The organism is Kineosporia mesophila (genome assembly GCF_021129235.1).
GTDB lineage: Bacteria > Actinomycetota > Actinomycetes > Actinomycetales > Kineosporiaceae > Kineosporia > Kineosporia mesophila.
Map to the genome: position 1 here is coordinate 114,715 of NZ_JAJOMA010000009.1, position 19,503 is coordinate 134,217.

The 19,503-nt window shown below is 70.2% G+C and carries 19 protein-coding genes; 5 read left to right on the forward strand and 14 right to left on the reverse strand.

Annotated elements, in window-relative coordinates; translation table 11 throughout:
• Positions 1 to 21: 21 nt before the first annotated feature.
• From LR393_RS14675 to LR393_RS14705, 7 genes are all read right to left on the reverse strand, one after another.
• Entirely contained in the window at positions 22 to 912 is an 891-nt protein-coding gene (locus LR393_RS14675; RefSeq protein WP_231484465.1) for an STM4011 family radical SAM protein, read from the reverse strand.
• Complete coding sequence (locus LR393_RS14680) at positions 909 to 2,213, reverse strand: STM4012 family radical SAM protein (RefSeq protein WP_231484466.1); 1,305 nt, start codon at positions 2,211 to 2,213, stop codon at positions 909 to 911. The genes LR393_RS14675 and LR393_RS14680 overlap by 4 nt, the downstream gene beginning before the upstream one ends.
• Positions 2,210 to 3,007 carry an STM4013/SEN3800 family hydrolase gene (locus tag LR393_RS14685; protein WP_231484467.1) on the reverse strand — a complete coding sequence of 266 codons (798 nt, stop codon included), beginning with the start codon at positions 3,005 to 3,007 and terminating at the stop codon, positions 2,210 to 2,212. The genes LR393_RS14680 and LR393_RS14685 overlap by 4 nt, the downstream gene beginning before the upstream one ends.
• Complete coding sequence (locus LR393_RS14690) at positions 2,995 to 4,089, reverse strand: STM4014 family protein (RefSeq protein ID WP_231484468.1); 1,095 nt, start codon at positions 4,087 to 4,089, stop codon at positions 2,995 to 2,997. The genes LR393_RS14685 and LR393_RS14690 overlap by 13 nt, the downstream gene beginning before the upstream one ends.
• The gene (locus LR393_RS14695; RefSeq protein ID WP_231484469.1) at positions 4,086 to 5,012 is read right to left on the reverse strand and encodes an STM4015 family protein; all 927 of its coding nucleotides are present in this window, start codon (positions 5,010 to 5,012) and stop codon (positions 4,086 to 4,088) included. The genes LR393_RS14690 and LR393_RS14695 overlap by 4 nt, the downstream gene beginning before the upstream one ends.
• Positions 5,013 to 5,279: 267 nt before the next feature.
• Positions 5,280 to 5,666, reverse strand: a complete 387-nt coding sequence (locus tag LR393_RS14700) for a hypothetical protein (RefSeq protein ID WP_231484470.1) — start codon at positions 5,664 to 5,666, stop codon at positions 5,280 to 5,282.
• A 238-nt stretch (positions 5,667 to 5,904) separates the two neighbouring features.
• Entirely contained in the window at positions 5,905 to 7,605 is a 1,701-nt protein-coding gene (locus tag LR393_RS14705; RefSeq protein ID WP_231484471.1) for a helix-turn-helix domain-containing protein, read from the reverse strand.
• 586 nt (positions 7,606 to 8,191) lie between these two features.
• On the opposite strand from LR393_RS14705, the gene LR393_RS14710 reads away from it, so the two are divergent.
• The gene (locus LR393_RS14710; RefSeq protein WP_231484472.1) at positions 8,192 to 9,514 is read left to right on the forward strand and encodes an aggregation-promoting factor C-terminal-like domain-containing protein; all 1,323 of its coding nucleotides are present in this window, start codon (positions 8,192 to 8,194) and stop codon (positions 9,512 to 9,514) included.
• Positions 9,515 to 9,662: 148 nt separating this feature from the next.
• Here LR393_RS14710 and LR393_RS14715 read toward each other — a convergent pair whose 3' ends face one another.
• Positions 9,663 to 10,601, reverse strand: coding sequence for an NADP-dependent oxidoreductase (locus LR393_RS14715; RefSeq protein WP_231484473.1), 939 nt, complete (start codon positions 10,599 to 10,601; stop codon positions 9,663 to 9,665).
• Positions 10,602 to 10,753: 152 nt separating this feature from the next.
• On the opposite strand from LR393_RS14715, the gene LR393_RS14720 reads away from it, so the two are divergent.
• Together LR393_RS14720 and LR393_RS14725 are read left to right on the forward strand one after the other, a co-directional pair.
• The gene (locus LR393_RS14720) at positions 10,754 to 11,725 is read left to right on the forward strand and encodes an SDR family NAD(P)-dependent oxidoreductase (RefSeq protein ID WP_231484474.1); all 972 of its coding nucleotides are present in this window, start codon (positions 10,754 to 10,756) and stop codon (positions 11,723 to 11,725) included.
• A gap of 92 nt (positions 11,726 to 11,817) precedes the next feature.
• A complete protein-coding gene (locus tag LR393_RS14725; protein WP_231484475.1) occupies positions 11,818 to 12,642 on the forward strand; it encodes a PhzF family phenazine biosynthesis protein in 825 nt (274 codons plus the stop codon).
• A gap of 79 nt (positions 12,643 to 12,721) precedes the next feature.
• On the opposite strand, the gene LR393_RS14730 is transcribed toward LR393_RS14725, so the two are convergent.
• The 4 genes from LR393_RS14730 to LR393_RS14745 are packed head-to-tail and all read right to left on the reverse strand — an operon-like array spanning position 12,722 to position 17,369.
• Positions 12,722 to 14,047, reverse strand: a complete 1,326-nt coding sequence (locus LR393_RS14730) for an LLM class flavin-dependent oxidoreductase (RefSeq protein ID WP_231484476.1) — start codon at positions 14,045 to 14,047, stop codon at positions 12,722 to 12,724.
• Between the two features lie 17 nt (positions 14,048 to 14,064).
• Positions 14,065 to 15,237, reverse strand: coding sequence for an acyl-CoA dehydrogenase family protein (locus tag LR393_RS14735; RefSeq protein WP_231484477.1), 1,173 nt, complete (start codon positions 15,235 to 15,237; stop codon positions 14,065 to 14,067).
• Positions 15,234 to 16,133, reverse strand: a complete 900-nt coding sequence (locus LR393_RS14740) for a haloalkane dehalogenase (protein ID WP_231484478.1) — start codon at positions 16,131 to 16,133, stop codon at positions 15,234 to 15,236. The genes LR393_RS14735 and LR393_RS14740 overlap by 4 nt, the downstream gene beginning before the upstream one ends.
• Positions 16,134 to 16,163: 30 nt before the next feature.
• Positions 16,164 to 17,369: an acyl-CoA dehydrogenase family protein gene (locus LR393_RS14745; protein ID WP_231484479.1), complete on the reverse strand. Its 1,206-nt coding sequence runs from the start codon at positions 17,367 to 17,369 to the stop codon at positions 16,164 to 16,166.
• Positions 17,370 to 17,507: 138 nt separating this feature from the next.
• Between LR393_RS14745 and LR393_RS14750 the strand changes: the two genes are divergently transcribed.
• Complete coding sequence (locus LR393_RS14750; protein ID WP_231484480.1) at positions 17,508 to 18,002, forward strand: MarR family winged helix-turn-helix transcriptional regulator; 495 nt, start codon at positions 17,508 to 17,510, stop codon at positions 18,000 to 18,002.
• 22 nt (positions 18,003 to 18,024) lie between these two features.
• Here the strand turns inward: LR393_RS14750 and LR393_RS14755 are convergent, their stop codons facing one another.
• Positions 18,025 to 18,369 (reverse strand): metallopeptidase family protein, encoded by a 345-nt coding sequence (locus tag LR393_RS14755; protein ID WP_231484481.1) that lies wholly within the window; start codon positions 18,367 to 18,369, stop codon positions 18,025 to 18,027.
• 281 nt (positions 18,370 to 18,650) lie between these two features.
• Here LR393_RS14755 and LR393_RS14760 point away from each other — a divergent pair, with 281 nt between their 5' ends.
• On the forward strand, positions 18,651 to 19,082 hold the full coding sequence (locus LR393_RS14760; RefSeq protein ID WP_231484482.1) for a HupE/UreJ family protein: 432 nt from the start codon (positions 18,651 to 18,653) through the stop codon (positions 19,080 to 19,082).
• Here the strand turns inward: LR393_RS14760 and LR393_RS14765 are convergent.
• The gene (locus tag LR393_RS14765) at positions 19,048 to 19,449 is read right to left on the reverse strand and encodes a DUF6069 family protein (protein WP_231484483.1); all 402 of its coding nucleotides are present in this window, start codon (positions 19,447 to 19,449) and stop codon (positions 19,048 to 19,050) included. The two genes, LR393_RS14760 and LR393_RS14765, sit on opposite strands and share 35 nt — an antisense overlap.
• Positions 19,450 to 19,503 lie beyond the last annotated feature (54 nt).

Sequence of the window (19,503 nt, forward strand, 5' to 3'; positions counted from 1 at the left end):
CGCCGACTGGTCGCACGTGCCCTACCGGTCGGCCGGGATCCGCTCGAGCACCCCGGCGCCGTAGACGTCGTACAGCGCCAGGGGTTTGAGGTGGACGTAGCCGATGTGGCAGTCGCAGATCTGGTTGGTGCACGCCCGTGGTCGCAGGGCCGCCCGCCAGCTGCCGTCGTAGAGGTTACCCAGCGGAGTGTCGATGAAATGGCAGCGGCGCACCGTGCCGTCGCCGATCACCGAGATGGCCGTTTCGCCGGCGTGGCAAGGCTTTCCCAGTGAGGCGTGCGGGCGGACGCTGTCGCCGAAGCGTGGGTCCAGAGCGGTCCAGCGGGCCTCTTCCTCAGCCGGGTAGGTGTATCCCTCGGCGGCGTTGACCCACAGGTAGACCGACGGCTTCAGGGCTGCGCGCAGTTCCAGGGCGTCGGCGTGGTGTTCGGGCAGGCCCACCACGCCGACGGAGTAGCGCCGTCCCAGATCGTCCAGACGACGACAACGGGCCAGGAACCGTTCGAGCGTGACCTGTCCCGGATGGTAGGTCGCCCACAGAGCGGCCGTGGGCGCGGCATCGGCCATCCACTCCACCCGGGCGGCCAGATTGGTCTGGATCGCCACCCGGTCGAGGTGAGGCTGATGCGACAGCTGCACGATCGCCTCGCGGTACCAGGAGCGGGTCAGCCCCTCGCCCCAGGGAGTGAACAGGATCGACAGGCGAACATCGGTCGTGGCCATCGCCCAGTCGACGAAGCGCTCCAGCGCGGCCCGGTCCTGGCGCAGCAGCTCGGGTGGGTCCACGCGCTTGGCGAAAGGGCAGTACGGGCAGTCGTAGTTGCAGCTGGCCAGCGAACCCCGGTACAAAATCGAGAGTTTCTCCGGAGCCAGCACCGGTGGAGCAGAGGGCAGGCCGAGAAAGGTACTCATCGCAGCGTGTGGGCGGCCATGGCGGCGCGGACCGGGCCGGAGACCAGCCAGGGGCCGATCGCATCGGAGCGGGCCAGCCCATCGGCGGTCAGCCGCTCCAGACCAGGCTCCAGCCAGCCGCGCTCGGCCAGTTCCGGCAGCTGCGGGAAGTCCTCGTCGTGACGGGTACCGAACCGCGCCCGGTAGGCGGCGGCATCGATGCCGTCGGCGCGCAGCAGTGACTTGACCAGCCAGCGCCGCCGCTGCTCGCCCTCGTCCAGGTGGAAACCGAACTCGGCGTAGCGGAAATCGTCGGCCGGACGCTCGATGTAGTCCTCGATCACGGCCCGCACCTGCGGAACGCTGACGGCATAGTCGAACGAGTAGTGCAGATCCCGGGTGTACGAGCGTGCCCCACAACCGAGCCCGACCATGCCGTCGTCCTGGCAGGTGTAGTCCGGGGCGTCGTCGGCCGGGGCGTCCGCGCGGCGGAACTGCCGCATCGAATCCTGCACGTACCCCGCGTCTTCGAGCACGTCCACGGCATGCCGGTACAGCTCCAGGCGCTGGGTGTCCCAGTCGGCGATCGTGGCGGCCCGGCGGCCCAGGCCGGTCAGCGGGCGCACGTACAGCGGGTACAGGAAGATCTCCTCGGGCCGCCAGCTCAGCGCCTGCGTCAGCGACTGCTGCCAACTCTCACGGGTCTGCCCGTCGATGCCGTAGATCAGATCAAGATTCAAACTGGGGACGTCGCCGGCCCGGATGGTCTCCAGGGCGGACTGCACCTCACTCGGCTTCTGCGGGCGGACCGCGGCGCGGGCCTCGGACTCCAGGAAGCTCTGCACCCCGATGCTGACCCGGGTGACGCCGTGCTCGGCCAGGACCGCGAGCCGGTCGGGTGTCGCGGTGGCCGGCGAGGTCTCGACCGTGGCCGGGATCGCGCTCGCACCCAGGGTCTCGCCGATGATGGCGAACAGCTGCCGCAGTTCCGGGGCGCTCAGGTAGGTCGGGGTACCCCCGCCGATCGCCAGGCGGGCGAACGAGGGCTGACCACCGAGCGCGTCACGCACCGCCCGGGCCTGCCGTTCGAGCTGAGCGAGATAGGCGGTGACCTGCTCGGCGGGCGGGCGCGTACGGGTGAAGAGATTGCAGAAGCCGCAGCGGATCTCGCAGAACGGGATGTGGACGTAGGCGAACAGGGACGAGGTCGGTTCGTTCGCCCACACCTCGCTCAGCCGGGGCCGCGGTTCCAGGAGGCGGTAAGCCGTCTTGTGCGGGTAGGCGTACAGATAGCCCTGGTACGGGGAGCCGTCGAGACTCACGATGCCTCCAGCACGAAGTCCGCGTAGGGAACCGTCCACACGTGTTCGTGAGCCACCCGGTGCCCGGTGTGACCGTCCTCCCCGTACAGCGTCCCGTGGTCGGAACAGATGATCACCTGGCACGGACGTCTTCTGCTCGTGACCAGATCGAACAGCCGCGGCAGCACCGAGTCGACGTATTCCAGTGCGGCGGCGTGGCTTTCCCGGGTGTCCCGGGTGGCGCCGGGCAGGTAGTGCCGGTTCGGCTGGTGCAGGGCGGCCACGTTGATGAAAGTGAACAGGGGCTGCTGCGGCGGGGTGTCGGCGATGGCCACCGTGAGGCGGTCGACCTGTGCGTCGAAGCAGTCCGGGGCGGTGACGCCGAACTCCCGCTCCCAGTAGGCCTCGGCGAACAACCCGGGCAGCACCTTCCCGAGCGCCGAGGCCGGGTTGAAGAAGCCCACTCCCCCGAAGCAGAGCGTGCGGTACCCGGCGGCGCTCAGGGCGGTCGGCAGGTCCGGCGCCTCGAAGACGTAGGTGTTGTCCCCGCTGGTCTCGCTGCCGGGGAACTGGGCGGCGAACAACCGTTCGTGCGGCCCCGGAGTGATGGGGGTCGGCAGGAACCCGGCGAAGAACGCCTGGTGCGCGGCGTAGGTGAAACTGGCCGGGCTGTGCCGCTTCTGCCAGGACCCACCCGGCAGCACCCGGCGCAGGTGCGGGGTACGCCCGGCGTCCATCAGCTCCAGCGCCACGTCGTAGCGCAACGTGTCGAGCGTCAGGAAGAGCAGGTCATGGCTTCCGATCAGATCACGCACGCGAGGTTCTTCTCCTGGATCTGTTGCAGTGCGGCAATCTGCTCACTGTAGGTGTCGAGCCCGTCGGCCAGGACCCGGGGCAGCAGATCACCGAACGCATTGACCTCAGCCACCGCGTGCCGGCGCCAGGACGGGGCGAACATCAGGTCCACGCCGACGTGCAGACTCCCCGGGAAGCACGCCGCCACCCGCCGGCCGGTCTGCATGGCCTCCTCCCAGGCCACAGCTCCGGCGGCGGAGCGGACCGCCTCGACGTCGCCCCGGGCATTGCCCAGGTGCAGGTTGGTGATGGCATGCCCGGAGGTGCGCACCACGATGTGCCGGGGACGCCCCGCGGTGACCACGACCCGCAGGTCCAGCACCCGCCCGGCCCACGAAGCCTTGGGGAACCAGCGTTCGACGTGCAGCCCGTCCGGGGCCAGCCGGTCGACGATCGCGGCCACCTCACGCTCGTCGCGGTAGCGACGCATCCGCAGGCTGTTGAACAGCCGCCCGTCCGGCACACGTTCGACCGAGGTGAGCGCGGAAACCCGGGCCCCGGCGACGTTCAGCGCCAGCACCCCCGACGCCGAGGACCCCAGAGCGGGCTTGACGAACACCCGTGACCAGCCGACCTCACTCATCCGGGCGCGCAGGTCGTCCCACCCGTGAACGGTCGCGAGCGCCTGCGGCACGGGCACCGAACGCGAGGCCAGCAGCGCATGCGTGCGCCGTTTGTCCCCCATCACCAGTACGTCCTGCACCGGGTTCAGAAGCCTCCCGCCGCCGGCGGCGATTCGCTCCAGAGCCAGCCGAAGACCGGCGTGGGCATCGGCGAGACCAAGGATCTCGCCGTGCCCGGCCATCCGCACCGGAGCACCGGCCCCGAGGCTGCGCAGGAGAACGTCCACCTCGGCGTCCTCACCCGGTGAGTCGATACGCACCCAGGTTCCCGGCCCCGGAACCACACCCCGATGGAGGACGTCCTTCCAGGCGAACACGTGCGGCTCCGGCAGACCAGCGCTGCGGGCCGCGTCAAGGAACATCGTCACCCGGCGGTTCGCCGGGTTCCCCACCACGGCCAGGGGCCGGCTCGAGGTCATTCCGAGACCGAGATGAACCGGCGGTACTTCTCGTCCTCGGATTCGTCCTCGGTCTGCACGTCCGAGACGTCGACCTGCGTCGGAGCCAGCGCCTCGACCACCCGCCAGGCCATCTCGGCACTCATGAAGTGGTGCTGGAGATCGAGCCTGTCCAGGTGGGTGAGCGACTGACCGGCCAGCAGCGCCTGCGCCCCCACGTCGCCGAGCGTGCCGAGGGAGAGGTCCAGTTCCTTCAGGCGCGCCACGACCGGCGCGGTGGCGACAGCGGCCGCGACCTCGTCGGCGTTCTCGGCGTTGCGCAGTCCCAGCCGGGTCATCGTCGCGAAGACCTGCCCGCTCAGGATCAGCTCGAGATCGGCCACGGTCGCCCCGCCCGCGTAATCCTCCGTGCCGAGCCACAGCTCGAGGTGCTCCAGCTGCGGCAGCTCGCTGCGGCTGATGGCGCGCACGAACTCCGGCGGCGTCCCCCCGGCCTGAACCACCAGTTCGACGAGGGCGCCGTGACTCAGCGGCTGGATCGTCAGCCCGGTACCACCGCGGATCCACAGGCGTTCCAGCTGAGGGAACGCCGCCAGCAGCGGCGTGTAGTCGTCCTGCTCGATCCAGGAGATCTCGGCCTCTTCCATGACGATGTCCCCGACGAAGAGCGAGCGCAGCCCGCCCATCCGCCCAGCGCGATCGATCAGCAGCTGGAGCGGCACCGTGCTCTCGTAGGGCTCGCCCCAGGAGCCCAGCACCAGAGTCGCCGGGCCGCCGGTGCCGGTGCGATCCAGCACCTCATCCAGGCCGCTCTCGAACTCCGCCTCCGGCATGTCGTAGTCGAGCCCCACCCGCCAGGCGACCTGCGAGACATCGTGTGGCGCCTCGTCCTCCAGCGAGTAGATCGGCAGGCCGGCGAAGCTCGACAGATGCTCGTTGATCACGCCGCAACCCTAGCGTCCGATCCTTCGGCCTGATCCGCCCCCTCACCGCTCCTGCGCCGGCACCAGCTCCCCGCTGATCCAGCCGCCGTTCGAGTCCCGCGTGGCCCTGACCCCGCGCACCGGCGGGGCGTCGGGAAGAAACCGGAACTGTCGGCTAATGAACCAATCTTGATGGACGCGGGTGGCCACCTCCGGGAGGAGGTGACCACCCGCGTCCCCTTGCTCGAATCAGTCGATCACGCCGACGGATTCAGGAACCGGCCGGGATCAGAAGCCGCAGTACACATTCGAGCCGTTGTTCGGCAGCAGCGAGTCCTTCACCCACCCCGCCGTACCGTCGGTGTCGTTGCGCAGGTACGTCCAGGTAGAGCCGTCGCTGGCGACCGTGTAGCAGTGGTAGTCCAGCGTGTTCCGGTTGTCGGCGTACCCCGTGATGCCGCAGCTGGTGCTCGAGCCGCTGCGCTGGTTCGCGGACACCCCCGAGGTCTGCCGCGGCCAGCTGCTGCTGTCGCTGTCCGCCGCCGTCCGCCCGCACGACGCGGCGGCGGACGCCCCACCGGCCACCATGGTCAGCGCCACCGGGGTGGCGAGTGCGGCCACCGCCGTCGGCACGAGGGCGTACTTGGCCAGACGGGACGAGAATTTCGTGATCACTGTGAGGTCCTCTCTCCGGACGACGTCGACGTCGTCTGTCAGGGATGCGATGCGACCTGTGTGTCGCGAGTTGTGCCGGAGACCCCCACGCGGCCGGCTGACCGCCGCGACGCCTCAGGCATCACCATGTCTAGCAACGGATGCCTGTCCGGTCGGTCCGGACGGCCGCCGGACATCAAAGCCCGGACACCGCAGAGATATCCGGCGTCCGGACAGACGTCCGGCGATCCGGGCCTGATCAGCCCAGACATCGTCCGGACAATGTGTCCGGCACGGCGATGTCGGGTCGGGACAGCGCCAATGGCCGGGACGCGGACACCGGCCGCCGCGAGATCGCCGGACCCTGCGCGCCGTCTTCGTCGCGCCACTGGCCGACCGCCACGAGGGTGACGCCGGCCAGGGCGACGAGCAGCGCCACCAGACCGGCCGCCATCAGACGCACCTGCCGTTCACGCCGGGAACCCTCGGCCCGGTCCTGGCGTTCGGCCTCCACGCTCTGCGTCAGGAAGTCCTGCTCGGCCGGGGTGGTGCGCAGGTCGTGCCCGTCGCGCACCGCCCATTCCCGCGTGGTCGTCAGCTGTACGCCGCGCAGGAGGGCGCCCGGGTCCTGCGCGAGAGACTTCCAGGAGTGGGCGGCCTCGGTGAGGTTGCGGTGGACGCGCAGGTCGTCGCGGTCGTGCTGGAGCCAGTCGCGCAGGCGCGGCCAGGTGGTGATCAGGCTTTCGTGGGCCGGCTGGACGGTGTGCTCGTCGACCGTCACCAGCCGGGCACCGACCAGGATCTCCAGGACGGCCTGGGTTTCCGGGTCCGCGCCATCGAGTTCGTCGCGCCACAGGCACCGGACGGAGTCCGGGATCCCTTCCCCCAGCCGGGTCATCCGCAGGAACAGCCCGCGGGTGATCTGCCTCCTGCGCTCGTCCATCGACCGGTAGACCACTTCGGCCGACCGGGCGAAGGCCCCGCCCGCGCTCTCGTAGTCGGCGAGGGTGAGTGTCTCGGTGACCCGTCGCCGCCAGGTCTCCAGCAGTACCTGCGAGAGCACCGGCAATGCCCCGGCACGCCCGCAGTAATCGGCCACCACGGTCGTGACCAGGGACTCCTCGACCGTGCACCCCACCCGCTCGGGTGGTCCCGTCACCACCTGCCGCAGTTCGTCCGGACCGAGGCCCCCGACCCGGATCTGCGAACGGCAGATCCAGTTCCCCAGCGCCGGAGGGGCGGCGCAGCGGGCCAGGAAGTCGGCCCGCAACCCGATCACCACCCGTGGCCCGGTGTCCTCGGTGACCGCCTCGACGAAGGCGGCCCGCTCGTGCTCGTCCTGGCACCGGGTGAAGACCTCCTCGAACTGGTCGATCACGACGACCAGGTCACCGGGGCTGTCGTGCCGGGCCAGCCGGGAACCGAATTCCTGCGCCGGACGGGCGCCCGGCGTCATCACCTCGACCGCGACGGCCGGACGGCCGGCCAGACCTTCGGCGCGCAGCCGGGCCGTCACCCCCGCGAGCAGCAGGGACGACTTCCCGACCCCCGAGGCTCCGACCACGGCGAGGAATCGGTTCTCGGTCAGCCGTTCAATGGCTCCCTGCAACAGCGCGTCCCGTCCGAAGAACCGGTCGGCGTGCTCGGGCTGCAACGCCTTTGATCCTGGATGCGGCGCCGTGCAGTGACTTTCGTGATGCGCGGCGGCGAGCGCCCGCCAGCGCCGTTCCCATTCCGGAACGTCTCCCTGGCAGGCCCGCACGTAGGCCCGGACCACGGGAAGAGTGGGCAGACGCCGCCCCCCGGCGGCGTCGGAGAGGGTGGTCGAGGAGTAGTGCGCCTCCCGGGCCAGCTCCCGGTAACTCGGCTTGCCGGCCTTCTCGCGCAGTCGTCGCAGGTCGGCCGCGAAATTGATCAGAGGTGATCCGTCCGGGCGCAGCGGACGATCGTGTCGTGGCATCGGTATCCCCCCAAAGGTTACCTAACGGACACCACATGTTGCCTTGACGGGTAACGATCCTGTCAACGCAAAGCACGGATCAGGGCCCGTACGGGACCTGAACCGTGAACCTGTGGATGCCCCGATGGGCATCGCCCGGCCTGGGCGACGCGACACCCGGCGCCGCGATCAGGGCGATGTACACGCCGCCCGTAGGCGGCCACACTCGGCAGCCGGATCAGCCCACCGACCTCGTACCGGGCCGCGGCAGGCCTCGTCCCATCCCCGGTGGATCTCCCCGGGAGACCACCGGCAGCGACCCCGCCCCTTCTCCACCGCGAGTTACGGACGAAGGCGGCCATCTTTCCGGGTCTGGAACCTCCTTCATCCCTTGAACTCGCTCGCCGAGCGTGACCGTTCCACACTGTGCGCGGACGGATCATCACGAAAAGTCCACGTATCGCTACCGAGAGTCCCCGGTCTTCCCTCCGGACGGAGCGGTTCCCCCGGCGGAAACCTGCAGTTGGACACGAATTGATATCAAACCTTTCCTAACTCTCTGCTGAAACGGTTGTGGTTCTTGTTCTGATTCGCCACGGTGGAGGTCGTGACGACAACCGTGGGCCCGGAGACCGAAGAGGACCTTGCGGAGCACTGGCTGAACACCGGTGGCATCCCCGTGCTGAGCCAGGACGGCATCAAGAGCTACCCCAAGCGATCGGACCTGCGCCGGGCCGAGGCCCGGGCCGCCGCGCGGCGCACCTCGCACACCCGCCCCTCGGGTAGCCGTCCGTCCGGGCACCAGTCGGGCCACCAGCGGCCCTCGGCTCCGGCTTCTGCCCCGCGCAGCGCGGAGGCGACGCGCCGGTCCACCCTGCAGACGCAGTACCCGCACGCAATGCTGCCGACCCCCGCGGTCCTGCCCATCCCCCGCACCAACCCCGGGCGCCCGGCCGGCATCGACATGCCCGTGCCGCCCCCGCCGTCGGCCGACGCGTTCCACCGCGCGCTTCCGCAGCCTCCCCTGGTCCCCCTGGCCGTCTCCACGGAATGGGGCCTGGATCTCACCGCCGACCCCACCGACACCCAGGAGTCCACGCCGCAAGCTCCCCGGCGCCGGATCGGTCGTCTCCACGGCACCGCCACCCGCCTGCTGGTCATGGCGCTGGTCGTGGGCGCCGAGGGTGTCGCGATCTCTCAGTTCGCCGACCCGTTCGACGGCGACAGCAGTGCCAGCACCGCGGCGTTCGCTCTCGACGCCCTGCAGGAACAGCCGAGCGCGAACCAGACGGCCGCCGCCCAGGCCGAGGCCGCAGCCCAGGCCGAACGGGCCGAGGTGACGGCCACCACGCTGAAGAACCTCAAGGACGCCTCCCCCGCCAAGGCGAAAGCCGCTGCGGCCCAGTCGCAGAAGGCCGAGGCGGCCGAGGCCCGCCGACGCAAGGCGGAGGCCGAGGCCCGCCGACGCAAGGCGGAGGCCAAGGCCGCCAAGGAGAAGAAGGAGGCGGCAGAGAAGGCCGCCGCACTCGCCGAGGCCAAGGCCAAGGCGAAGGCGGAAGCCGCTGCTTCCGAGCCGACGGCGGCCGCCACGACCTCGTCGTCCTCGGCCCTGTCCCTGGCGAACTCGCGGAAGAACCCGCAGGCCGCCGCGAAGATCCTGCTGACCGACCGCGGCTGGTCCTCCGCCCAGTACACCTGCCTGGACTCGCTCTGGACCCGGGAGAGCAGCTGGAACTACCAGGCCACCAACCCCTCGTCCGGTGCCTACGGCATCCCCCAGTCCCTGCCCGGCAGCAAGATGGCCTCCGCCGGCTCGGACTGGAAGACCAACCCGGTCACCCAGATCCGCTGGGGACTCGACTACATCTCCGACCGCTACGGAACTCCTTGCGGCGCCTGGAGTCACAGCGAATCCGTCGGCTGGTACTAATCGGCCCAGCCTGACCGGACGAGCGTCCAGGAACTCCTCCTGGTCACCTGCCTGATCCGTCCCCGCCGTACTGGACACGGCGGGGACGGCGTGAACCGCGTCCGGAACGCACTCACCCGAACGAGTCGTGGGCAGGCCCGCAGCCCCCTCAGACAGCGGGCGGGACGACGATGACCTTGCCCGAGACGCCACCGGTGGCCGCCCGGGCGTGCAGCGAGGCCAGATCTTCCAGCGCCACCCGCTCGGCCACGTCGACACGCAGCTCTTCCTGATCGATGAGCGAGACCAGGTGCGCGAGCTGGGCGGCGTCACCGCGGACGTACATGTCGATGCCGCGCACGCCGCGCTCGGGTACGGAAGGGGCGGGCATCCACACGGTGGTGTTGACCACGACGCCACCGTCGCGCACCAGTGGGGCCAGGCCGGTCAGCTGCCCGGGCTGGATCGGTGCGAGGTTGAGCACGACATCGACCGGCTCGCCCACCACCTCCACCAGGTCGGTGCCGTAGCCGATCACCTCGTCCGCCCCGGCGTTCTGGGCCCGCTCGGCGCTGCGGGCCCCGGCGACCGCGATCACGTGGGCACCGGCGTTCTTGGCCAGCTGGATGGCGTAGCCCCCGACCGCTCCCCCCGCGCCGTTGATCAGCACCCGCTGCCCGGCGGTCAGCCCGGCGTGCTCGAACAGGGCCTGGTAGGCGGTCAGCCCGACCGCCGGCAGCGCGGCGGCGTCGGGCAGGGGGATGCTCGTGGGGGCCGCGGCGAGAAGCTCGGCCGGCGCCAGGACGTACTGCGCGGACGCCTGCCCGGTCAGCCCCAGGAAGCCGATGACCCGGTCACCGATCCGGAGGCTGTCGACGCCCTCACCCCGGGCGTCCACCGTGCCGGCGACGTCGGAACCGGGCGTGTGCGGCAGCTGCACCGGGATCGGCCCCTGCATGAAGCCGGCGCGGATGTTGCCGTCGACCCCGTTGAACGAGGTGGCCGCGACCCGGATCCGTACCTGGCCGGCGCCGGGGACCGGCTGCTCGACGTCCTCGTAGGTCAGGACCTCGGGAGCGCCGTACTGGGAGAAACGGATGGCCTTCATGGGGAGCCTCATCTCAGGAGAACTAATGTGCTTCGAACTCGAAGCAGTGAGGTAGACGATAGACCCGTTTCGAATTCGAAGCAATTCTGTCCTGGAGTGCGGGCCGGGAAGGCCGAACCGCACATCGACGACAGCAGTCGTAGGTTCTCCCCATGACCGACGAGATGCACGACGTCATTCAGCACCCCATCGACTCACCGTTCGGCGCGAAGAGCACGGCGACGCAGGTGCTGGCCGGGATCGATCTGAGCGGCCGGCTGGTGCTGATGACCGGTGGCTATTCCGGCCTCGGGCTGGAGGCGACGAAGGCGCTCACCGCAGCGGGCGCCCACGTGGTGGTGCCGGCCCGGCGCCCGGAGGTAGCGGCCGAGGCGCTCGCCGAGGTGCCGAACACCGAGGTCGACGAGCTGGACCTGGGCGATCAGGCATCGGTCGCGGCGTTCGCCGAGCGCTTCCTGAGCAGCGGCCGCGACATCCACCACACCATCGACAGCGCCGCCATCATGGCCAACCCGTACACCACCGTCGGGCCGGGCTGGGAGTCACAGTTCGGCACGAACCACCTGGGCCACTTCGCCCTGGTCAACCGGTTGTGGCCGGCGATCGCCCGGGGCCGGGGACGCGTCGTGTCGGTCTCCTCCAGCGGTCACCGTCGCGGTGGCATCCAGTGGGACGACATCGACTTCACCCACGACTACGACAAGTGGCGCGCCTACGCCCAGGCCAAGACGGCCAACGCCCTCTTCGCCCGGCGCCTGGACCAGCTGGCCGCGCCCCAGGGAGTACGGGCCTTCTCCGTGCACCCCGGCGGCATTCTCACTCCGTTGCAGCGTCACCTGCCGAAGCAGGAGATGGTCGACATGGGCTGGATCGACGCCGACGGGAACCAGCTGGCCGACTTCAAGACTCCGGAGCAGGGCGCGGCCACTCAGGTCTGGGCGGCCACCTCCCCCTTGCTGAACGGGCTGGGCGGCCTCTACCTGGAAGACTGCAACGTCGCCGCACCCGCACCGCAGGAGTCCACCACCGTGATGGGCGGCGTCCGCAGCTGGGCGACCGACCCTGCCGAAGCAGAACGCCTGTGGGACCTTTCGGTCGAGCGCACCGGCGTCAACGCGTTCTGACACCGACGGGGTGGCCACGACCTGTGAATTGGCCGTAGCCACCCCGCCGGGCGACCTCGTTGAATACCCCCTATGACGAGAGAGCACGCCGCATGAGAGAACTGAAGTTCCGGGCCTTCACCACGTCGCAGCACGAACCCGCCTCCGGTAACCCGGCCGGGGTCGTGCTCGACGCGGAGCACCTGTCCGACGCCGACATGCTCAGCACCGCAGCCCGGTTCGGGTTCAGCGAGACCGCCTTCCTGAGTTCGGTCACGCCGGACTCGGCCCGCATCCGCTACTTCACACCCCGCGCCGAGATCGCCTTCTGCGGCCACGCCACCATCGCCTCGGGCGTCGCCCTGGCGCGCAACGGGGCGAACCCGGTGATCAGCCTGACGACCAACGTGGGAGTCGTGCCTGTCGAAGCCACACCGCAGCAGGCGTCGCTGACCGCGGTGGAGACCTCGGTCGAAACCCTCGACGGGGCGCTGCTCGACGAACTGCTGCACGCGCTCGGACTTTCGCGGGCCGACCTGGACCCGGCCCTGCCGCCCACCTTCCTGCGGGGTGCCAACCCGCACCCGATCGTGCCGGTCGGGCCCGGCGTCCTCGCCCGGCTCGACCACGACTCCGCCGCGGTGCTCCGGCTCCAGGACCGCGAGGGCTGGGACGGCACCGTCCCGGTCGTGCAGCGCCTGGACGAGACCCGCTTCGCCAGCCGTAACCCGTTCCCGCGCGGAGGCATCCGGGAAGACCCGGCGACGGGATCGGCCGCGGCCGGGCTCGGGGCCTACCTGCGGCACGGCAGCCACCTCCCCGTCCCCGCGGAGATCACGGTCGAGCAGGGCCGGGAGGTGGGCCGGCCCTCACTCATCCGCGTGTCCGTCCCCGCCACCGGTCGGATCCAGGTCAGCGGCACCGCGGAAGAGATGTAACCACATCCTTTTCGTGATCAGGCAAAACCTCCCCGGGGAGGTTTTGCCTGATCCCGGACGAAGGTCCGTCACCACCCCGCTAGCTCGTGTACTGGTTCTCCGGGCGGGGCAGGCCAAGGTGATCGCGCAGGGTCGTGCCGGTGTATCCCTCGCGGAACAGGCCCTTCTTGCGCAGGATGGGCACGACCGTCTCGGCGAACGCGTCGAGCCCACCGGGCAGGGACGGCGGCATGACGTTGAAGCCGTCGGCAGCGCCGTTGCTGAACCAGTGCTCGACGTGGTCGGCGATCTGCTCCGGGGTCCCGGCCAGCACCTTGTGCCCGCGCGCACCCGCCAGCTTGTGCAGAAGTTCGCGCAGGGTGGGCTTCTCGCGACGGACGATGTCCGCGTACACCTGGGTGCGGCTCTTCAGGTTGTCCGTCACGTCCCCCGCACCGGCGAACGCCTCCTGCGGAACCTTCTCGTCGAGGTCGAGGTGGTCCAGGTCGACGTAGGCGAAATCCTTGAGCTGCATCAGCCCGAACGCCGGCACGGTCAGCTCGTTGAGTTCGGCCTGCAGACGCAGCGCCTCCTCCTCGGTCCCCCCGATGACCGGGCTCAGACCCGGCAGGATCTTCACGTGCCCGGGGTCGCGTCCCCGCGCGGCGGCCTGTCCCTTCACGTCGGCGTAGAAGGCCCGGGCATCGTCGATGTGCTGCTGGGCGGTGAAGATCGCCTCGGCGTACCTGGCCGCGAACGCCCGTCCGTGGTTGGACGATCCGGCCTGCACCAGCACCGGATAGCCCTGCGGCGGGCGCGGGGTGGTGAGCGCTCCCGCCACCTTCACGTGCGGGGTGCGCAGGCCCGGATGATGGATGCGGGACGGGTCGAGATAGCGACCCGACACGCGATCCAGGCGGATCGCGTCGTCCTCCCAGCTGTCCCAGAGCTTGAGCACCGCGTCCACGTACTCGCCGGCCCGCTCGTACCGGGTCGCCGCGTCGGGACTGGCGTCGAGCCCGAAGTTCCGGGCCGCCGCCGGGGAGTCCGTGGTGACGATGTTCCACCCCGCCCGGCCCCGGGACAGGTGGTCGAGGCTCGAGAGCGAGCGGGCCAGCTGCCAGGGGTGGGAGTAGGTGGTGGACGCGGTGCCGATCAGCCCGATCCGCTCCGTGGCCCCGGAGATGGTCGCCAGGGTCACGAGCGGGTCGAGCCGGCCGGCCGAGTTGAACTCGATGTTGTCGTCCAGCTTGGGGATGTCGGCCAGGAAGACCGCGTCGAAGGCCGCCGCCTCGGCCGCCCGGGCCAGTTCGGTGTAGAAGGCCGGATCGAACATCCGCTCCGGGGTGGACGAAGGGTGCCGCCAGGCCGCCTCGTGGTGCCCCGAGGCGAGGATGAACAGATTCAGGTGCAGCTGGCGAGTCACGAGATGGCTACCGTCTCTCAGAAATACGTGTTGTCGGGCAGCGTCTGGCCGTTGACGAGCAGGTCCCCGATGGCGCGGTTCTTGAACCGCACCGGGTTGTGCGAGACCACCGTGCGGATGTTGCGCCAGTGCCGGTCCAGGTGGGCCGAGCGCTTGACCGCGGACGCCCCGCCGACCTCGAACAGGGCCGTCGCGGCGCGCAGACCGAGGTCGTGCACCACCACCTGCGCCTGGGAGGCCCGCAGCCCCGCCTCGTGCACCACCTCGTCGGTGTGGTGCTCGGGGATGCGGGCCAGCACGTCGGCCGTCTCCAGCACCACTGCGGTCGCCGCCGAGGCCAGGGCCGAGATCTCCCCCACGACCTCCTGCAGCACCGGGTCGTCCTGGGGCAGGTCGGCCGAGCCGTGGGTGAAACTCCTTGTCCGGGAGCGGATCAGGGCGACCGCGTCGTCGAGCACGGACTGCGTGTTCCCGGCCACGACGGCATTGAGGTAGTGCTGGTAGAACGGGCCCAGGTGCCAGCGCGGGATGACCCCTTCCGGCGGCAGGGTGACCTCCTGCGCCGAGACCCGGGCACCCTCGAAACGTGTGGTCCCCGTGGCCGTCAGCGACTGACCGAAGCCGTCCCAGTCGTCCTCGATCGTGATGCCGTCGGTTCCCAGTGTGAGCAGGGCCTGCACCGGAACACCCGCGTCGGTCACCCCGGTGACGAACGTATGGTCGGCGTAGAGCGTGCCGGTCGAGTAGTACTTGGTGCCGTTGACGACGTAGTCGTCGCCGTCGGGCGTGAACGTCGTCGACTTGTTGTAGTCACCGGCGTGTTTCGCGCCCAGCTCGTTATTTCCGTTGCCGAACAGCTCCCCCTCGGCCACCCGGGCGATCCAGCGCTCGCGCCGGGGTGAGGCGGGCCAGGTCAGGATGTCCTCGACGGTGCCGTAGTGGGCGCGCAGCAGGTGGCCGATGTTGGAGTCGGCGTGGCTGAGACGGACCACCAGATCGAACAACTCACGGACGCCGGCCCCACCGCCGCCGTCGGCGACGGGCACGCGGAACGCGCCGAGGCGGGCCTGCCTGATCCAGGCGATCTGCTCGAAAGGCGCCGTGCCGGTGGCCTCCCGGTCGGCGGAACCCTGGGCAATACGTGAGAGCAGGGCCCCCAGCTCGGCCGACCCGGGGCGTACGAGGGTCATCGCGCGGCCCGCCCGAGGAGGGCCACGACGGCATCGGCGAGACCCTGCGGCTGCTCCTCCTGCACGAAGTGGACGCCGGCCCCGCCCGCGTGGATCTCGATGTTCGCGACGTTCTCGCGGATCCAGGTCTCGATGGTGGGTGTGAGCAGGAAGCCGGGCTCGTAGGTGAGCAGGGTCTTGGGCACGTCGGCCGAGGTCGAGAGCCAGTTCTCGTTACGGGCCAGGAAGTCGACGCTGGAGGAGGGGACGCCGTCGATCGGCAGGTTGCGCGGGAACCGGATGAGGTGGGCGCGCGACTCCGGGGTCGGGAACGGCGCCTGGTAGACCGCCAGGTCTTCCGCCGCCAGGGGTTCGAGGAAGGCGCCCGGGAACACCTGGGTCATGAAACCGTTGTCCTCGACCACGAACTTCTCACCGTCGCCCGGCGTGCGGATCAGCTGCTGCGCGCCCACGAACGCCGCCGGCAGCGCCGCCGACTCGATGTCGCGGATGACCGGCTCGGCCAGCAGCACCGCGCGCACCCGCTCGGGGTGGCGGGCCGCCCAGGAGACACCGAACGCCGCACCGTAGTCCTGCAGCACGAGCGTCACGTCGCGCAGGTCGAGCGCGTCGAACCAGGCGTCGAGATAGCGCTCGTGGTCGGCCAGTTCGTAGTCGATCGCGGGGCGGCCGGAGTCGCCGAAGCCGATCAGGTCGACCGCGAGCAGGCGGCCGCGGCCCGCCAGCAGCCGGAACACGTGGCGGTAGAGGAACGAGCTCGTCGGGCTGCCGTGCAGGAAGACGATCGGTGAGCCCTTGCCCTGCTCGATGTGATGCAGGTGGGAGTCGAGCACGGGAACGTCGACGCCCTTCGCGCCGGGACCGAACGCGGCGACGGGGATGGTGTTCTCAGCCATGATCTTTCGATCCTCGGTTCAGCAGTAGGTTCAGAAGTAGGTGTTGTCGGGCAGGTCGGCGCCGTTGATCACGTGGTCGCCGATGACCTGCGCCTTCAGGCGCGTGGAGTTGTGGGACGCGAGCGTGCGGATGTTGCGCCAATGACGGTCGAGGTTGGCGCCCGTGCGGGTGGCCGAGGCGCCGCCGACCTCGAACAGGGCGGTCGCGGCGTCCAGGGCCAGCCGGTCGATGGAGATCTTGGCCTCGGCGACCCGGCGGCCCGCCTCCTGCGCCGTGCTTCCGTCGAGTTCACCGGCGTGCAGCCGGGCGTCGACGTCGTCGAGCAGGGACGCGGCGTCCAGCACGATCACGCGGACCGCGTACGCCTTGCTGGCGATGTCGCCGACCTGCTGCAGCAGTACCGGGTCGTGGCGGGGCAGGTCGGTCGTGCCGTGGGTGATGCCCCGGCGGCGTCCGCGCAGGAGCGCCTGGGCGTCCTGGCTGGCCGCCTCGAGATTGCCGGCCACCACCGCCGTCAGCCATAGCTGCAGGAACGAGCCGATCGCCAGGCGAGGCGGCGGCTCACTGCCGGCCACGACGACCTCGTCCACCGTGGCCGGGGTCTGGTCGAAGTGGGTGGTGCCGCTGCCGCTGGCGCGCTGGCCGAAACCGTCCCAGTCGTCGACGACCGTGATGCCAGGACGATCGAGCGGAATCAGAGCGCTGGCCGGGACGCCGTCCTCGGTGACTCCCCACACCCAGACCCGGTCGGCGTACAGGGTGCCGGTCGAGTAGAACTTGGTGCCCGTGATCGTCCACCCGTTGTCCGGATGGTGGACGAAAGTGGTCGCCAGTCCCGCGAAGTCTCCCGCGGCGGCGCCGCCGGGTTCGGTGATCGCGTTCCCGATCACGCTGCCGCCGGCGATCGCCTCGAAGGCGCCGGTGCGGCCCGGCCCGTCGGGGGTGAAGCGCAGTCCCTCGATGTAGGCGAAGTGCGCCCGCAGCGCCTGGGCGACGCTGGAATCGGCGCGCGCGACGTCGATGAGTGAGCTGAAGACCTGACGCAGGGACGCGTCCGCTCCCCCGTACGCCCGCGGCACCCGCAGCTTCAGAAAGCCGGTCGTGCGAAGCCGGTCGACCACGTCGTGCGGCCGCGTGGCCGCCAGCTCACGCCCGGCCGCACCGGCCTCCAGCTCGCTCAGTACGCCGGCCAGATCGGGCCGGTCGGGCTGTTCCACCTCGGTCTGCTGGGTCACTTTCATATCCCTCCACGCCTCATTTGCATGATGCAAATGAAATCTACCAGCAATCTCTACAAAATCAATAGACTTAATTCGGACACGGGTCGCCCCGCGACCGGATCGCCCGTCACCCCATCGGGCACCATGGGAGGCATGGGAACGTCGGTCGACCCCGAGCTCGCCCGCATCCAGGAGTCCATCGCGTGGCTCATCCGGCTCGGTGAGTTCCACCGTTTCCACCGCGGCGAGGCCGGCGGTGGGCCCATGCTCGACCGCACGGCCTTCCTGCTACTGTCCCGCCTGGCCGACGGGCCCGCGCTCACCATGGGCGAGATCGCCGAGCAGTTCGACATGACGCCCTCGACCGCCACCCGCCGCGTCGCCCCGCTGGCCGACGCCGGGCTCGTGCGCCGTGACCGCCACCCCGACAGTCACCGCACCGTCTTCATCACCATCACCAACGCCGGGCGCGCTCGCGTGGAGGCCGTGCGCCAGGCCCGCGTGGAGACGCTCCGCCACACCTTCCGCGACTGGCGCCCCGAAGAACTGGGCACCCTCGCAACCACGATCGACCGTCTCACCCAGACTCTCGCGGTCGAGCTCACCCACGACGAGGATTTCGCCGGGCGCCATCTGCGCAGCACCTGAGAAGCAACAACTTTCGGGCGATTCAGCTCCAGCCGAGATCGTGCAGGCGGGCATCGTCGATGCCGAAATGGTGAGCCACCTCGTGCCGTACGGTGACGCGGACCTCCTCAGCCACCTGCTGCTCGTCCTCGCAGATCTCCAGGGTCGGGCGGCGGAAGATCAGGATGCGGTCGGGAAGACTGCCGGCCGCCCACCAGTCATCGCGCTCGGTCAGCGGCGTGCCCTCGTAGAGGCCCAGCAGATCCGGTTCGTCGACGGGGGCGTCGTCCTCCACCAGCACCACGACGTTCCGCATCTCCCGCGTCAGGGCCGGCGGGATCTCGTCCAGGGCCTGTGAGACCAGCCGCTCGAAATCTGCCCGGGTCATCTCCACCAGCGTCCGATCCTTCCCTACCGCCCTGCAATCCGATACGTCCCGCCTTCACAGGAGACCCCAAACCTTCGTGCAGGGTCTACCGATGGGTCGCCCACTAGCGTCCCCACCCATGAGCCCGACCGAGCTTTCCCTCCCCGACCGGCCGCTGGCCCGGCGAACACCTTTCGCCGGCGTCTCCGGTCTGGCCCTGCTGGTGGCGGGGTGCTCGTCCGGATCGTCCGGGAGCACGTCCGCCTCCGCCACGACCACCGCCTCGACGGCGACTGCCGAGGGTGAGGCCGCGGCCGGCAGTGTCGCGGCACTCGCCCAGGCCTTCTACCAGCGACCTGACGGGAGCCCAGCTGGTCGTCGCGCTGCTGGGGTTCAACCTCGGGATCGAGGCCATGCAGCTGGTCATCGTCGCCATGGTCCTGCCGCCCCTGATCCTCCTGGCTCGCGCCGACCGGTACCGGACCCTGCGGATCGTCGCGGCCGCGGCGACGGCGTTCGCCGCCGTCGGCTGGCTGGGAGCGCGGGTCGGCATCGCCAATCCGGTGGCCGACGTCGCCGACCGGATCGGGATCCTGGCCCTCCCCGTCGTCGGTGCCCTCTGGGCGACCGCCCTGATCCTCGTCCTCAAAGATCGACGACGTTCCCCGGCACCGACGAGCGCCGGTGCCCCCGTCGTCCTCAGTCCGGCAACTGGCGGGCGATCGAGGGAATGACGATGGACGCGGCCACCGCGTGGGTCACCATCAGCAGGAGCCGGGTGGCGACCTCCGCGTCCGCGAACACGTCCGGCACGAACGACAGGACGGCGAGAGTGACCGTGGTGCGGACGAACACGGTGCGCGGACGGGCGGCGAACCGGCGGATCCCGACGGCGAGCGCGAGTCCGATCAGGGAGAAACCCAGGGTCAGCGAGGCGAACCCGGCCAGCGGGATGGGTTCCCCGGACACGTCGAGGCTGATGCCGGCAGCGTGACCGATCGCGGCCACGGCGGTGGTCGCGACGGCCGCCACCACCGCGGCGATCACCCCGGTGACGAGCAGGGCGCGGGTGGTGGGTGCATCGTGCGTGGTGACGGTCATGGTGCTACCTCCGAAGGTCCTGGGCGCCGGCCGGTCAATGATCCAGACCGGACA